At 65.4% G+C, this 15,204-nt stretch carries 14 protein-coding genes; 8 read left to right on the forward strand and 6 right to left on the reverse strand.

All coding sequences use genetic code 11. The features are described from left to right. The first annotated feature begins 195 nt into the window (after positions 1-195). Together VIQ49_RS23960 and VIQ49_RS23965 are read left to right on the forward strand one after the other, a co-directional pair. Entirely contained in the window at positions 196-501 is a 306-nt protein-coding gene (locus VIQ49_RS23960) for a chorismate mutase (RefSeq protein WP_331889092.1), read from the forward strand. Between the two features lie 153 nt (positions 502-654). Beyond that, a complete protein-coding gene (locus VIQ49_RS23965; protein ID WP_331889093.1) occupies positions 655-2,055 on the forward strand; it encodes a sulfatase in 1,401 nt (466 codons plus the stop codon). A 9-nt stretch (positions 2,056-2,064) separates the two neighbouring features. Here the strand turns inward: VIQ49_RS23965 and VIQ49_RS23970 are convergent, their stop codons facing one another. Next, positions 2,065-3,564, reverse strand: coding sequence for an MFS transporter (locus VIQ49_RS23970; RefSeq protein WP_331889094.1), 1,500 nt, complete (start codon positions 3,562-3,564; stop codon positions 2,065-2,067). A 98-nt stretch (positions 3,565-3,662) separates the two neighbouring features. On the opposite strand from VIQ49_RS23970, the gene VIQ49_RS23975 reads away from it, so the two are divergent. The 3 genes from VIQ49_RS23975 to VIQ49_RS23985 all read left to right on the forward strand — a co-directional run bounded on the left by VIQ49_RS23975 (position 3,663) and on the right by VIQ49_RS23985 (position 5,587). Continuing rightward, positions 3,663-4,340, forward strand: coding sequence for a TetR/AcrR family transcriptional regulator (locus VIQ49_RS23975; protein WP_331889095.1), 678 nt, complete (start codon positions 3,663-3,665; stop codon positions 4,338-4,340). A 119-nt stretch (positions 4,341-4,459) separates the two neighbouring features. Next, positions 4,460-4,678 (forward strand): hypothetical protein, encoded by a 219-nt coding sequence (locus tag VIQ49_RS23980; protein WP_331889096.1) that lies wholly within the window; start codon positions 4,460-4,462, stop codon positions 4,676-4,678. Between the two features lie 180 nt (positions 4,679-4,858). Further along, the gene (locus VIQ49_RS23985; protein WP_331889097.1) at positions 4,859-5,587 is read left to right on the forward strand and encodes a hypothetical protein; all 729 of its coding nucleotides are present in this window, start codon (positions 4,859-4,861) and stop codon (positions 5,585-5,587) included. Here the strand turns inward: VIQ49_RS23985 and VIQ49_RS23990 are convergent. Beyond that, positions 5,569-6,525 (reverse strand): formylglycine-generating enzyme family protein, encoded by a 957-nt coding sequence (locus tag VIQ49_RS23990; RefSeq protein ID WP_331889098.1) that lies wholly within the window; start codon positions 6,523-6,525, stop codon positions 5,569-5,571. The genes VIQ49_RS23985 and VIQ49_RS23990 overlap by 19 nt on opposite strands. A 133-nt stretch (positions 6,526-6,658) precedes the next feature. Between VIQ49_RS23990 and pgi the strand changes: the two genes are divergently transcribed. From pgi to VIQ49_RS24005, 3 genes are all read left to right on the forward strand, one after another. Then, positions 6,659-8,341, forward strand: a complete 1,683-nt coding sequence (gene pgi, locus VIQ49_RS23995) for a glucose-6-phosphate isomerase (RefSeq protein ID WP_331889120.1) — start codon at positions 6,659-6,661, stop codon at positions 8,339-8,341. A gap of 13 nt (positions 8,342-8,354) precedes the next feature. Then, positions 8,355-9,746, forward strand: a complete 1,392-nt coding sequence (locus VIQ49_RS24000; RefSeq protein WP_331889099.1) for a hypothetical protein — start codon at positions 8,355-8,357, stop codon at positions 9,744-9,746. A 62-nt stretch (positions 9,747-9,808) separates the two neighbouring features. Beyond that, positions 9,809-10,795, forward strand: coding sequence for a mechanosensitive ion channel family protein (locus tag VIQ49_RS24005; protein WP_331889100.1), 987 nt, complete (start codon positions 9,809-9,811; stop codon positions 10,793-10,795). Between the two features lie 28 nt (positions 10,796-10,823). Here the strand turns inward: VIQ49_RS24005 and VIQ49_RS24010 are convergent, their stop codons facing one another. From VIQ49_RS24010 to VIQ49_RS24025, 4 genes are read right to left on the reverse strand one after another with little or no spacing between them, the layout of a single operon-like run. After that, positions 10,824-11,828: a pyridoxal phosphate-dependent aminotransferase gene (locus VIQ49_RS24010; RefSeq protein ID WP_331889101.1), complete on the reverse strand. Its 1,005-nt coding sequence runs from the start codon at positions 11,826-11,828 to the stop codon at positions 10,824-10,826. Next, a complete protein-coding gene (locus VIQ49_RS24015; RefSeq protein ID WP_331889102.1) occupies positions 11,825-12,841 on the reverse strand; it encodes a 3-oxoacyl-ACP synthase III family protein in 1,017 nt (338 codons plus the stop codon). The genes VIQ49_RS24010 and VIQ49_RS24015 overlap by 4 nt, the downstream gene beginning before the upstream one ends. Continuing rightward, positions 12,838-13,503 (reverse strand): SRPBCC family protein, encoded by a 666-nt coding sequence (locus VIQ49_RS24020; protein ID WP_331889103.1) that lies wholly within the window; start codon positions 13,501-13,503, stop codon positions 12,838-12,840. The genes VIQ49_RS24015 and VIQ49_RS24020 overlap by 4 nt, the downstream gene beginning before the upstream one ends. Further along, the gene (locus VIQ49_RS24025) at positions 13,500-15,179 is read right to left on the reverse strand and encodes a thiamine pyrophosphate-binding protein (protein WP_331889104.1); all 1,680 of its coding nucleotides are present in this window, start codon (positions 15,177-15,179) and stop codon (positions 13,500-13,502) included. Before VIQ49_RS24025 ends, VIQ49_RS24020 begins: the two co-directional genes overlap by 4 nt. Positions 15,180-15,204: the final 25 nt, after the last annotated feature.

Below are 15,204 nucleotides of genomic sequence, written 5' to 3' on the forward strand. Positions count from 1 at the left end.
GACCTGACACCGCCCGCAGGGCCCGACCGCGGAACTCGATCCTTCGACGGAGATGAAGCCGAAGGCGGAACTCGACCATCGGACCGAGACGAAGCCGACGGCAGAGTTCGACCAGTCGACTGATCGGTCGCTGCGGAGTGGGGCACAACGACCACTCTTACCAGTGCCCTCACCGTGCGTGGCACACTTGGGCCCGTGACTGCTGACCAGCCTATTGATCTGTCAGGCCTCGATCTCGGGTCTGACGTGGGCGATCTCCCCGAGGACATCGACGACCTGCGCCGCGAAATCGACCGTGTCGACGCGATAATCCTCGCCGCGATCAAACGCCGCACCGCGGTCTCCAAGCGCATCGGGCAGACCCGGATGGCATCCGGTGGCACCCGACTTGTCCACAGCCGTGAGATGAAGGTCCTCAACCGCTTCAGTGAGCTCGGTCAAGAAGGCCACACGCTTGCCATGCTGCTGCTGCGACTGGGCCGGGGACCACTCGGTCGCTAGCCCGGCAACGAACCCCCGCCGGGCACCGGCGTGTTCGGCTCACGATGAGCGTAAGTGTGGTTCCGCCGGTGCATTGGCTGCAGGATTGGTCGACTCGGGCGCAACCGGATCGGTCGCCCGGTGGTCACCCGAACCCCGACCCAGGAGTGGTGAATGGCTGAGAATGTTCTGCTGATCCATTGGCATGACCTGGGCCGCCACCTCGCGTGTTACGGCGCCGACGGCGTCGACAGCCCGACCATGGACGCCCTCGCGGCCGCGGGCATCCGGTTCAGCAACGCCCACGCCACCGCACCGTTGTGCTCCCCTGCCCGCGGTTCGCTGTTCACCGGACGGTACCCGCATTCGAACGGGTTGACCGGTCTGGCCCACCACGGCTTCGAGTACCACGACGACGTTCTGACCCTGCCCCAGGTGCTCGGCAAGAACGGCTGGCACAGCGCACTTTTCGGGATGCAGCACGAGTCGAGCGACCCGAATCGTCTGGGCTTCGACGAGTTCGACATCTCCGATTCGGAGTGCGACCACGTCGTCGAACGCTCGCAGGAGTGGTTGCGTGAACTCGGAAGCGATCCGCAACGCCGGAAACAGCCCTTCCTCTTGACGGCCGGTTTTTTCGAGACCCATCGGCCATATCCGGCCGACGAGTACGTGCATGCCGACCCGAAAAAGGTTGTCGTCCCGGCATTTCTGCCCGACGCACGTCCGGTACGAGAGGACCTGGCCGGGCTACTCGGTTCGATCACCAAGGCCGATGCCGCGGTTGGACGCCTGCTCGGCACCCTCGCCGACCTCGGCCTCGACCGCTCCACCTGGGTCGTTTTCATCACCGACCACGGTCTGGCCTTCCCCCGTGCCAAATCCACACTGTATTCGGAGGGCACCGGCGTCGCGTTGATCGTGCGGCCGCCCACCGACCGCACCATCGCGCCGTTCGTCTACGACGAACTGTTCAGCGGCGTCGACCTCACCCCGACCGTGCTGGATCTGCTGGGTATCGAGATTCCCGATGCGGTGGAGGGCTTTTCACACGCCGAGACGATCACCCGGAGAACGTCAGACCCGGTGCGCGACGAGGTGTTCACCGAAAAGAACTACCACGACAACTTCGATCCGATCCGCGCCATTCGCACCAACCGGTACAGCTATATCGAGAATTACGCAGACCGGCCTGCGCTGAGTCTGCCGCTGGACATCCGGGACAGCCCGTCGGCTCGCGCGCTGGACGGATCAGAAGATCTGCCGCGCGCGGCCCAGGAGCTGTACGACCTGCACGCAGATCCACTCGAGTTGAACAATCTGATCGACGACCCCGATCTGTCCGAGGTGGTCGCCGATCTGCGTGGGCGACTGCGCCGGTGGCGTTCCGACACCGGCGACGAGTTGCCGTCGGAGTCCGACGGCAACCGGATCGCGCTGGAGTTCATGGCCCGTCACCGCCTCCAGCTCGACAAGATCGATGAGGAACACGCCGAGCGGTCGCTGCCGTCCCGGCGAACCCGAGCCAGCGAACGCGAACTCCGCATCGAGTCGACCATCGCCGACCATCACTGAGTTCGGCGATCACTCGGCGGCGACGACGACGCCACCGCGCGGCAGCAGCACCCCCACGGCCACCGCGGCGATGAGCACCGCCAGCGACCCCGCGACCAGCGCCATCTGCAGACCACTGACAAATGCGGTGTCGGCATGAGCGGCGATCTGGCCACCGGCGTGGGTCGCGCCGGCGAACGAGTCCTTGGCCCTGCCCACGATCTCTGCGGGTAGGCCGGGAAGCTCCAGATGATTGCGGTAGCCCTGGGTCAGCAGGCTGCCGAGCACGGCAATTCCGAGCGCGCCGCCGACTTCCCTGGACAGGTCGTTCATCGCCGAGGCCACACCCTGCTGCGATGCCGGCAGTGCGCCGGTGATCGCGCTGGTCGCCGGTGTCATCGCGGTTCCCATTCCGATACCCAGCGGGATGAGGCCGGCGAGCATCAGCCAGTACGACGTGCCGACATCGAGTTGGGACAGGACGAACAGCCCCACGGCGACCAGCACGAGCCCGGTCACGCACACGCGACGGGCGCCGAACTTGTCGACGAGCTTCGGGGACAGACGCGCCGACGGCATCATCACCGCGGCCATCGGGAGCATCTGTATCGCTGACATCAACGCTGATCCGCCGCGCACCAGCTGCAGGTACTGCAACACGACAAAGATGAATCCGAAGAATGCGAAGAACTGCATGAAGATCGACAGGCTGCCGGCGCTCAGGCCCCGGTGAGCAAAGATCCGCGGATCGAGCATCGGCGCTTTGACGCGCAGTTCGAAGAGGATGAACAGGGCCAGGATCACCAGGCCACCGACGATGCCGATCAGGGTGCGGGCCGATGCCCAGCCGGCTTCGGGAGCTTCGATGATCGAGTACACCAGGACCACGAGGCCGGCGATCGACAACACCGCCCCACCGATGTCGAGGCGGGGTGCATCAGTGTCGGCAGACTCTGGCACGATGCGCCAGGCCGCGATGAGGGCAGCGGCTGCCAGCGCCACGTTGAGGCCGAAAACTGAACGCCACGACCAGAATTCGAGCAGAACACCGGAACACAACAGGCCCAGGATCGCGCTGCCCCCGGCCACACCGGCCCAGACACCGACGGCCTGGGTCCGCTTGTCGGCGGGGAATGTTCCCGTGATCGTCGACAATGTCGCCGGCATCACCAGCGCCGCGCCGAATCCCAGGATTCCGCGCAGGATGATCAGCTCTTCGGCGGAGGTGGCCGTCATCGCGACCACCGAACCGATGCCGAAGATCGCCAGTCCGGCGATGAGGGTCTTGCGCCTGCCGTAACGGTCCCCGATCGCGCCGGCCAGCAGGAGGAACGACGCGAAGATCAGCGAATAGGCGTCGATGATCCAGGACAGCTGCGTCTGACTGGCGTGGGTCGCACGGGCGATGTCCGGAAGGGCGACGTTGAGTGACGACATGGCGGCGACGACCGCCGCCAGGGCGATGCACACCACGATCATGATGGCGCGCGTGTTGATCGGCTTCTGCGTGGAGCGAGATGTGGTTGTCATGCGTCGGATCTCTCGGGATGAATGCCGGGTGGGGGTGCTTTGGAGTTTCATTCCAAAGTTTTAGAACGACCTTCTAAAGCATGGCATATACTGGTTCCATGAGCAAGAGCGAAACAGAGTCGAGAACCCGGAGAACCAGCCGGCAGCGGGAGGCCGGCGCCGTCACCCGAGCCGAGACCCGCCGTCGGATCCTGGCGGCGGCCATCGAGGTCTTCGGCGAAAGTGGTTACGCCGCTGCGACTGTCACGAAGATCGCCGAACGTGCCGACGTGTCGGTGCAGAGCCTCTACTCGTCGTGGGGCAGCAAACGCGGCCTGCTGCGCGGAATGATGGAGTCGCAGGTGATCGGCGACAACCCCGGATCGGTCAACCCTGACGACATGCCCCTGGCCATCCTGGGGACCTTCGATCCGACCACCGCCGACCCCCGTGACCTGATCGCGCATCTGACCCATCAGTTCCGGCTCCTCGCCGAGCGTGCCGCCGTCGGCTTCAAGACCTATGCGCAGGCAGCCGCGGTCGACCCGGAGGCCGCCGAGGACTGGCAGGCGCTGATGGAGGTCCGGCGGATGAGTATTCGCAACCTCCTCACCAACATCGACCCGGCGCGACTTCGGCCCGGCCTGACCCCCGAGGCCGCCGGCGACACCGCCTGGGTGATCGCGAGCCCGCAGACCCATCAGCAACTGGTCGCGACGGCCGGATTCACCTACGACGAGTTCGAGGACTGGGTCCGGGAGACCCTCTGCGCCGCCCTCCTTCCCGACCGGCACTGACGGCCACCGATATGCAATGTCACGATCCCGGGAACAATCCCGCTCGCGCCGCCCTCCTATCTCCGACTGCAGCAAACGAGCTGCGACCCAACACAATCGGCCCGGAGAAAAGAGACACCATGGAAACCCAGTACTTCGACACCAACGCCGACGGCATCGTCGACACGATCGTCTCCGACACCAATGGCGACGGCTACATCGACGTCTGCGAGTGGGACACCAACGGTGACGGGGTCGCCGACGAAGCCGAAATCGACTACAACTACGACGGCTATGTGGACGAGTACGCCTCCGACACCGATTACGACGGCTATTACGACGTGGTGGTCGCCGCCTGATCGTTCCCCGCCAGAACACCTCACCCCGTCAGTTCGCCGGCCCCCACTGGGTGTCCGGCGATCTGGCGTTGCGCCGGAATTTCGTCAGGGTGATCATCGCCTCCTCACAGGCGCCTGCCAGGTTCGGAGACGAAAATAGGTCTCACCAGCAGACAGCCCGGACACATCGAGGTGTACCCCATGAGGGCCACGGCCACCATCGCAGGACTCGCAACCGACATCACCGTGTCGGTGGACGATCCAGCCCTACTCGACCTCGCCGTCGAACACATCCGGGCCGTATCCGCCCGACTCGATGCCACCGTCAACCGGGACTGCGAGAACGCGGAGATCGAAGCCGTCGACTTGGCCGGCGGGCAGCCCGTCCTGGTCTCCTCACTGCTCGACCAGCTGATCATCGAAGCCCTCTACTTTGCCGATCTCACCGACGACGCCTCCGGAGTGACGCATGGCCGCGAATCAGGGTCACCCATCCCGCCCTGGCATCGCGTACAGCTCGGTCGGGGAACCGTGACCGTTCCATCCGACGTCCGACTCGAATTGATGCCGACCGCACGCGCGTTTCTCACCGACCACGCCTGCCGGCTTCTCACCGACACCCTCGGGTGCGGAGTGACGGTGCAGGCCGGACCGGTGACAACATCGCCTGGTGGTGCGGTGGCCCGGGTGACGTCAGCGGACCTGCGGGCAACAGCCGCCCCGGCGGCGGCGACCACCTTCGACTGCGTCAGTGTCGTCGCCGACACCGCCGACCTGGCGTTCACCGCGGCGATGTTCGCCCATCGGCATCCCGACATCGCGTCCGAATGGCTCCGCGAACACGTCCGGGGTGCGCGACTCGACGGTCCTCGCCACGCGACCACCACCGTCGGCGCCTGGCCGACCTCCGATCACGTGTCCGCGGCCTGACCGCGTCCGTCCTCGGAGATCCCCACCGTGCGAAAGCCGGCATTGCCCATCGATGAGACCGGCGTGTTGTGCGAGCGGGCGGAGTTGCGGTAGCGGTTGCAGTACGAGTCGTGACACAAGTAGGAACCGCCCCGCAGAACCCGCGCCCGGCCCCGGACGGGTCCTCGCGGGTCGTGACGCTCTGACGCGCGGTAGTACCGGGGATCGAATCGATCGGCGCACCATTCCCAGACGTTGCCGGCCATCTGCCACAGTCCGTGGCCGTTGGGCGCATAACTGCGTACCGGAGCAGTCCCGACGTACCCGTCGTCGGCGGTGTTGTGGGCCGGGAACTCCCCTTGCCAGATGTTGCACAGCCAGGTGCCGTCGGCAGCCGTCAGTTCATCACCCCATGGATACCGCGCACCGGACAGGCCGCCCCGGGCCGCGTATTCCCATTGCGCCTCGGTGGGCAGGGCGCGCCCCGACCAGTCGCAATAGGCCTGCGCGTCAATCCAACTGATGTGCACCGCGGGATGATCACCGACACCGTCCGCGGTCGACGCCCGTCCGAACGGGTGCTGCCAGTCCGCGCCCGACACGGCGAACCACCAGTGCGCGTCGGGGTACGGCTCGATCACGTCGCCGGGATCGGCCACCAGCAGATGGAACACCGCCGAGAATCCCTGCTGCTCGGCGACGGTCCGGTATCCGGTGGCGGCCACGAACTCCGCGAAGGCAGCGGTGGTGACCGCGTGGGCGTCCATGGTGAACGCACTCATCGACACCTCGTGCAACGGAAGTTCGCCATCGGGGGCGAATCCGTCTCCGGTGTGGTCCCCCATCACAAAACTGCCAGCCGGAATGGTGGCCTGTGGCGCCCGGTGGCGGCCCCGGACCTCGATCGCAGGCGCTGCGAAATCATCACCGGATCCGGCAGCGGGAGTGCAGCAGGTCATGGGAGCCGATGCTAGTCCGGCGTGAGGAGTCTGTGCTCTCGCCGTGAGCCAGAAGAACAGTCTGACTAGGCTGATAGTCGAGGTACGGCAGTGAAGTATGACGATTCGCACCACCGATGAAGGGCTGTCCACGATGACCAGCGTTCCGACTGAGCCAAACCGAAAGTTCGATCTGACCGGGTCACAGGCCTGGCAAGAGCTGTCTGCGCATCAGCCCCACGTGTACGCAATGCACCTGCGCGAGGTCTTCGCCGTCGATCCCACCCGAGGACGCGATCTCACCATCGACGTCGGCGACCTGCACATCGACTACTCGAAGCATCGAGTGCTGCGCGAAACCCTGGACCTGTTGTTGGATCTCGCCCGCCAGACCGGTGTCACCGAGAAACGTGATGCGATGTTCTGGGGCGAGCACATCAACACCTCCGAGGACCGCGCCGTCCTGCACACCGCGCTGAGACTTCCCCGCGATGCGACCCTGAAGGTCGACGGTCAAGATGTGGTGGCCGATGTCCACGCGGTGCTCGACGCGATGGGCGAGTTCACCGACAAGTTGCGGTCGGGTGAATGGAAAGGCCACACCGGCATGCCCATCAAGACCGTGGTGAACATCGGAATCGGCGGCTCCGACCTCGGACCGGTGATGGTCTACAAGGCACTGCGTCACTACGTCGACACCGACATCCGCTGTGAGTTCGTGTCGAATGTGGACCCCGCCGATCTGGTGGCGGCCCTCGACGGGCTCGACGCCGAGACAACACTGTTCATCATCGCCTCGAAGACGTTCACCACCCTCGAGACGCTGACCAATGCGTCGGCCGCGCGGGCGTGGCTGCTCGAGGAGCTCGGCGCCGGACCCGAGGCCGTTGCCAAACACTTTGTCGCGGTGAGCACCAACGCGGAGAAGGTCTCCGACTTCGGGATCGACACCGCCAACATGTTCGGCTTCTGGGACTGGGTGGGAGGCCGCTACTCCGTGGATTCGGCCATCGGACTCTCCGTGATGGCCGCGATCGGAAAGGAGTCCTTCGCCGAGTTCCTGCACGGATTCAACGTCGTCGATCACCACTTCCTCACCGCCCCACTGCATCAGAACGCGCCGGTCATCCTCGCCCTGATCGGGCTGTGGTACTCGAACTTCTGGGATACCGCTTCGCGCGTGGTCCTGCCGTATTCCAATGACCTGTCGCGGTTCCCCGCCTACCTGCAACAGCTGACGATGGAGTCGAACGGCAAATCCGTCGACGTCGATGGCCACCACGTCTCGACCGATACCGGTGAGATCTTCTGGGGTGAGCCCGGAACCAACGGTCAGCACGCCTTCTACCAATTGCTGCACCAGGGCACCCGGATGGTTCCGGCCGACTTCATCGGGTTCGCCGAGCCGACCGATGACCTACCCACGGCCAACGGTACGGGCAGCATGCATGACCTACTGATGAGCAACCTCTTCGCGCAGACCAAGGTGCTGGCGTTCGGTAAGACCGCGGACGAGGTTGCCGCGGAGGGTGTCGACCCACATGTGGTCGCGCACAAGGTGATGCCGGGCAACCGCCCGTCGACGTCCATTCTGGCCCCCAAGCTGACACCGTCGGTGGTGGGTCAGCTGATCGCCCTGTACGAACATCAGGTGTTCGTCGAGGGCGCGATCTGGGACATCAACAGCTTCGACCAGTGGGGCGTGGAGCTCGGCAAGACGCAGGCCTCCGAGCTGTTGAAGGTGATCACCGAATCCGGATCACCACAGACTCAGGACGATTCGTCCACCGATTCCCTCCTGCGCTGGTACCGGACCCACCGCGGCCGCGAAGCGTAGGCGGGCCGAACGCATGAAGCGGAGGGGAAGGCCGCGCGGAACGGTCCGCGCCCGGCGACTCGGTGTCCGGAGCGAGCGACTCGGTGTCCGGAGCGAGCGACTCGGAGTCACCGATGACATGTTCTGGAGAAGTCACCAGGGCATGGGCCTTCCCCTCTCCATGCAAGGACTCTGGCGGTTCGACGCCACCCTCACCGTCGCCGACCTCGAACCGGCTCATCGCGCGCTGACACTCGGTCCGCTCACCCGCCGGGTGGTCCGCCGCCGGATCTGGCCGGCCCGCAACGCTTTTGCATCCGACGCCGCGGTGGCACCGATCCATGTCGAGCCGGAACCACTCGGCCCCGGAACCATCACCGCCTGGGCCGACACCCGCGGCGCCCGCCACCTCGACATCGATTCCGGTCCCGTGTGGGAACTGTCGCTGGCCCGGCTCGAGGGTGGCGGCAGCGTGGTGTCGCTGGTCTGCTCGCACGTCGTTGCCGATGCCCGCGCCCTGGTGGTGGCCGCCGGATTGGCCGCAAGCGAAAAGAGTGCGCAGGCAAGGACTCCCGAGGTGACCACCGGACCGCCCACGCTCGTCGACGATCTCCGGGATGCCGCGTCACAGCTCCGGATCGTGGCCGGCGGTGTGGCCCGAAGTTTGTGGATGGGTTGCCGCGATCGCGGGCACCGCGCCGAGTTGTTCGCTGCGGCACAGCATTCCGGAACGGGGTTGGTCAAATCCTCCGGGCCGCACGGGTGGCGGGAGCCGACCGCCATCTTCTCCGTCGACTCCGGAGACTGGACCAGCGCCGCCGCGGCGCACGGCGGCACGTCGAACACGCTGTTCACGTCGCTGGTCAGTGAGCTCGTACTGCAGATTCGCGGGTCCGGGCCGGTCGAGATCGCACTTCCGGTGGCCCGCGGCGGTGACGAGGCGAACTCTCTGACCGCCGCCGCGATCGGCATCGGCTCGGTCGACGAGTGCCAGGACCTGTCGTTGCTTCGGCAGCGCGCCCGCGACGGCTACGCCGAGGCAGGGTCCGGTTCCGGTTTGGGGCCACCGGCCGGCATGCCCGCGGAACTCCTGCAGGTCATCGGACCCCGCGCCGCGCACGCCCTGGTCCCGGACCCCGGTTCGCGAGACGGATTGGCCTCCAACCTCGGTGAACTCGACGGAGTGCTGTCGATCCTCGCCGGCCATCGCGGCAGTGCGATCGCCGCCCGTTCCGTGCATCCGGGACTGTTGGCCCGGGATACCGGTGCGACGCGCACCAGTGTCGCAGCCTGGGCCGCCGAGTCGGCCGGAGTGATGACCATCTCACTCGCGATCCCCGATCCGGCAGTTGCAAGTAGTGAAGATCTACATGAACTCATCAACAAAACTCTCGGCCACTGGGATCTGTCGGCAAGACACTGGTAGGCGACCTCGACGTTTGCGGCACGGCGGTGGACAGCTGACACAAAGTACGTACGGTCGGGATCATGACTGCCCAACCCCTGAGCACTCTGGCGAGTTCAGCCTCCGCATTCGAATGGACTGAGACCAACAGTCTTTGGCTCATCGAGAACCCCATCCGGATTGTGATCTACGTCGCGGCCGGACTGACCGCTCGATGGATTCTGCACCGCATGATCGATCGTGCCACCCGGCGTCCGCCGGCGGGCGCGGACAACGCGCGTGCCCAACCGGCACTGCTCAAGCACCTGCGCGACCGGACACCGAAGTCGCTGCGTGATCCGAAAGTGGTCGAACGACGACAGCAACGCGCGGAGACCATCGGTTCCGTGCTCAAGTCGACGGTCTCGATCCTGATCCTCGTCTGGGTCCTTCTGACCTGTCTGAGCGTTCTGCAGGTGAACATCGCGCCGTTCCTGGCCTCCGCCGGACTGGTCGGCCTGGCCATCGGTTTCGGTGCCCAGAACCTGGTGAAGGACTTCGTGTCCGGCGTGTTCATGCTGCTCGAGGACCAGTACGGCGTGGGTGATGTGGTCGACCTCGGTGAGGCGATCGGTGAGGTCGAATCAGTGGGTCTGCGGGTCACCACCGTTCGAGACATCGACGGAACCCTCTGGTACGTCCGCAACGGTGAGATCATCCGCGTCGGCAACATGAGCCAGGACTACGCCGTGGCGCGCATCGAGATCCCCGTCGCGCACAATGTCGATCTCGAACGTGCGCAGGAAGTCGCCTTGGAGGCTGCACAAGCGGTGGTCTCCGACGATTCGGTCGCCGGCGACGTACTCGGCGCCCCGGAAATGCTGGGCGTGCAGGACGTCTCGGCCGACATGGTCACTCTCCGGATTCTGCTGAAGACCCGTCCCAATGCCCAATGGTCGCTCCAGCGGCGCATCCGGAAGGCGATCCTGGCAGCGTATGAGGCCAACAACATTCGGCTGCCCTACCCCAGCGGCAGAGAGTTCGGCCCCTCATCCGCCCTGATCGGCGGCGGACAACAGACTGCCGAATAACGGCACCGTCACCCGAACTACGCCGACCTCAGGCACTGACCGACTGGTCCTCGATCAACGCGGCGATGACGGAGTCCGTGGCGTCCGTGTCACCGACCGTGATCCGGACTCCTCGTAGCGCACCGGGCGCCGCGCACACCTTGGCCGCGACACCCCCGTCGACGAGGTCGGTGGCGAGTTGCGCGGGCCGGTCTGTCGGAACGAACACGTGGTTGGCCTGGCTGGGCAGGCTCGTGATCCCGATGTCGGCCAGGTTCGTCTGCAATCGATTCCGCTCAGCTCGGACGGCCCGCACCCGCTGGCGGAGCGCATCGGTGGCCTCCAATGCCGCCGGGACGGCGATGGAGGCGGCAGACCCGACCGCGAACGGCACCTCGAATCTGCGCACCTTCGAGATCACGTGCACCCCACCGACCGCATAGCCGACGCGGAGCGCAGCCAGCCCATGCGCCTTCGAAAAGGTGCGCAGGACCACGAGATTCGGATGATGCAACAGCAGCAGATGCAAATCGGGTGTGTAGTCGGCGAACTCGAAGTAGGCCTGGTCGAGGATCACCACCACATCTCGGGGCACCCGCGCCAGAAAGCGGTGCAGATCAGGCTCGTTGATGACCGACCCGGTCGGGTTGTGCGGCGAACACAACACCACCACCCGGGTCTCGGTGCGGATGGCCGCAGCCATGGAGACGAGGTCTGCTCCGCCATCGGGTCGCAGGGGTACCGCGTCCACGGGCACGCCGGCCAGGTCCGCGAGAATCGGATATCCGTCGAAGGTGGGCACCGCGGTGAGCATCCGGCCACCCGGCGGGCAAAACGCCTGCAACACCTGGTATGCCAACCCGGTGGCACCGGCACCGATGCTGACCCATTCGCCGGGCACACCCAGATGGTCCGCGACGCGGGTGCGCAGGGTGTCGGGGACGAACTCCGGGTACCGGTTGGCGTTTCGAACCCACTCGTGCAGGGCCGCTGCCACGACGGGGAGCGGCGGGTAGGGACTCTCGTTGAGGTTCAGCGGGATCAGCGCGGTCATCGCCCACCCCATCGGATCGCTGCGGCGCCCGCATAGTCTCCGGCGTGAGCGAACGCCGCCATCAGCACGATGTCGCCGGCACCGACCCGCCCATCGGTGATCGCGGTGTCGAGGGTCAGGGGCACACCGACGCCGAACAGGTTGCCGCATTCTTCGAATGTGTCCGGATGGCGCTCCGGCGGCAGTTCCATCGCATCGCGCCAATTGCGAAGGAAGATCCGGTTGGGCTGGTTGGTGATGAACCAGTCGATGTCACGGGCGGCGACACCGATCTTGTCGGCCACGTCGTACGCGACCTCGGGAACGAGCCGATTGCCTCGCGCCAACACCTTCGAGATCTTCGCCTCTGTGAAACCGACGTGAACCTGGCCTGGCCCGGCCTCCCAGTATTTGCGTTGCGGGTAGGCCACCGACGTCATGTCGCCGGCGAACTCACCGTAGGACCGGCACGTGGTGGCCAGGATCGGTGAAGCCTCACTCATTTCGAGCAGGCCCACACTCGAACCGTCGCCGGGTATCGAGGCCTGCGGCTTGCCTCGCACCTGGTCCTGCACGAACACCTGCCCGGCACTGTTCTGTGCGTTGGCTATCAAGGCCTTTCGCGCACCCGATGCGATCATCAGTTGCTGGGCCATCTTCATCATGTGGATGAAGGATGCGCATCCGCCGTTGTGGACGTCGATCACCCACTCCGGCTTGATGCCGAGGCGGTGCGACACCTCACCACCGCACCCCACCACGGGTAGTTCCGGTAGTTGGCTGTGTGTGATGAGGATGTCGACGTCGTCGAGAACGTCAGAGCCGTGCCGGTCCAGGATCCCGGACATCGCACGTTCGATCATCTCGGCTGACGTCTCGTCCGGCGCCGCATGGTGACGGTATGCGGGTGCCCGGAACATGAGATTGTCTGCCAGGTCGTCGGATTCGGCGAATTGAGCGAAATAGGATGCGGGAACCCTGTTCTCGGGCAGGTAACTGGCCACATCGACCAGGGAGATCGTCGGCGCATTCATCGGGTCATCCATTCTGGTTTGATCGGCAGGTCATGGTGGCTGCGGTATTCGGCAATTGCCTTGAGGTTGTCCATCTCGAGCTGATGGCCGGCCGAGAACATCTCCCAGAAGTCGCCCACCCACACCGGACGCTCCGGTGGTGCGGTCTCGGGGTAGCCATTGTTGTCGTAGAACGGGTGTTTACAGTTGTTCCACAACACCACTGACCCCGGCTTGTTCAGCACCACCTGCGCGTCCACCACCCGCATCAGGTAGATCATCCACAGGTGCTTACCCTGATCCCAGGCGCAGTGATAGTCGACGGTCATCGCCTCGGCGTTGGAGACCGTGCGGGTGAAGCACTTGGTGTTGTCGCCGAGTCGATCCTTCGAGACCCACAGACCGGGTTCGTCGGTGGGGGTGAACCCACGCAGACTGTAGGTCCATTCCTCCAGGGATCTGGTGTCGGACAACCAGTCGAACAACTCGCGCGGCGGTGCATCCACGTAGGCCTGCACCGGACAGAACTCGCCGAACACCTGGTCGTGTGGATACACCGATCTCAGCATGTCGAGGATGATCGGTGTCGCCTTCTTCCGATCGTGGGTCTCGATCCGGACGAGTCCCGGGAGGTCGTCGGCGCGGTGTCCGAGGTCTTCCAGCGCGGGCAGGGTGACTGTCATCGGTTCTCCTCGAGTGATGTACGGGCGGTAAGGAATGGGCCAAAGGACGGGAATTCATCCGGATCGGTTTGCACCACAAGGCAATGCGGACCGTATCCGTCGAACGCCCGGTCGGCGGCGGCAACGAGTGCGGTCCGCGTCCCTGCGCCGCTGACGGCCAGTCCGGGGAACATCATCGACAGTCCGCCCTCGAAATCGGTGGGCTGGAACCGATTGATACTCGGGCTACCCGGGAAGAAGAGTTGCTCGCGGGTCACACACATACCGTGTGCGTTGTTGTTGAACAGGACAACGGTCACCGGCAATCGGTGCTCGATCGCGGTGTGGATCTCCATGCCGTGCATGAGAAATGCCCCGTCCCCCGCGAGTACCACCGACCGGTGGCCGGTCACCATCGCGGCCCCGATCGCGGCGCCGAAGGCATATCCCATGCCGCCCATGCCCAGTGCGACGACAAATCGTCCGTCACGACCCACCGGTAGGTGATGGATGGCTGCCGCACCCACGTTGCCGGCATCGGCAAAGATGTTGGCGCCCTCGGGTATCCGGTCACCGATGCTCTGGATGACCTGGATCGATGTCAGCAGTCCGGTACCTCCCGGGCGCACGCGGCCCGGGGTGGGCAACGCTTCGATTCCGGGCACCAGGCGCCTCGATACTCGTCGTTCGGTGTCGATGTTCTTGGTGATGACCTGGAGCGCCCATCCGAGGTCCGTGACCGGGACATGGGTGTCGACATCGATGGTCGGCGGTTCTGCGCCGAGGTGGATGACGATGGTGTCTGCGGTGTCCAGTCCTGCGCGGTCGGTCAGGCTCAGCCTGCTGCCCACCACCAGCAGCACCGCGGACGCCGCCACCGCGGACGCCGCCGACGGGTGTCCCATCACGCCGGTCAAGCCCACCGTCGGGACCCCGGCACCGAGCAGATCGCGCCCACCGGGAGTCGCGGCGAGGACCCCACCGGCCACCTTGACCAGGTCGGACAGGTCGGCGCCGACCTGCTGCCGGGATGCTTCGTCACCAGCGAGGACGGTCACGGCACCGCGCGCGTCGGACATCATCGCCGCCACGTCTTCCAGCTTCGCTATCGCCGCCACGCTGATGTCTCGAACAGATCGAAGCCGGGTTCTTTCGGCGACCACGGAAGTCTGAATGTCCTTCGGAATGATCAGGGCGACCGGTCGATTGGTCGCGAGTACTCTCTCGGCGGCATCGAGTGCGTCGTGGATCTGGTGCGGCGTATCGATTTTCATGCACAGTCCGGTGACCGCCGAGAAGATCTTCGAGGCGTCGATGGTGTGTGGCGGATCGAGCATGTCCTGAAACCCGCCATGTCCTTCCAACGCGGAGGGAGCCGACCCGATCAGGGCGAGCACCGGGACCCGGCTGTCGTAGGATTCGGCGAGTGCAGCAACCACGTTCATGGCACCACCACCGGAGGTGGTCATCACCGCTGCCGGCCTCCCGGTGATCCGCGCGGCTCCGTCGGCCATCGTGCCGGCAGAGAATTCATGTTTTGCCACAACAGGTTTCACATCCGTACCGGCAAGGGCCGCCGCGTACAGGTCTTCGATGTTCGCGCCGTGCACCCCGAATATCCGATCGACACCGAGCGCGCCGAGTCTCCGGATGATCACGTCGGCAACCGTTGCCCCCGCTAACTTGGGATCTGTCATGAATCCAACCCTGCGCCCGCCCGCC

This window comes from Williamsia sp., assembly GCF_036566845.1.
Lineage (GTDB): Bacteria > Actinomycetota > Actinomycetes > Mycobacteriales > Mycobacteriaceae > Williamsia.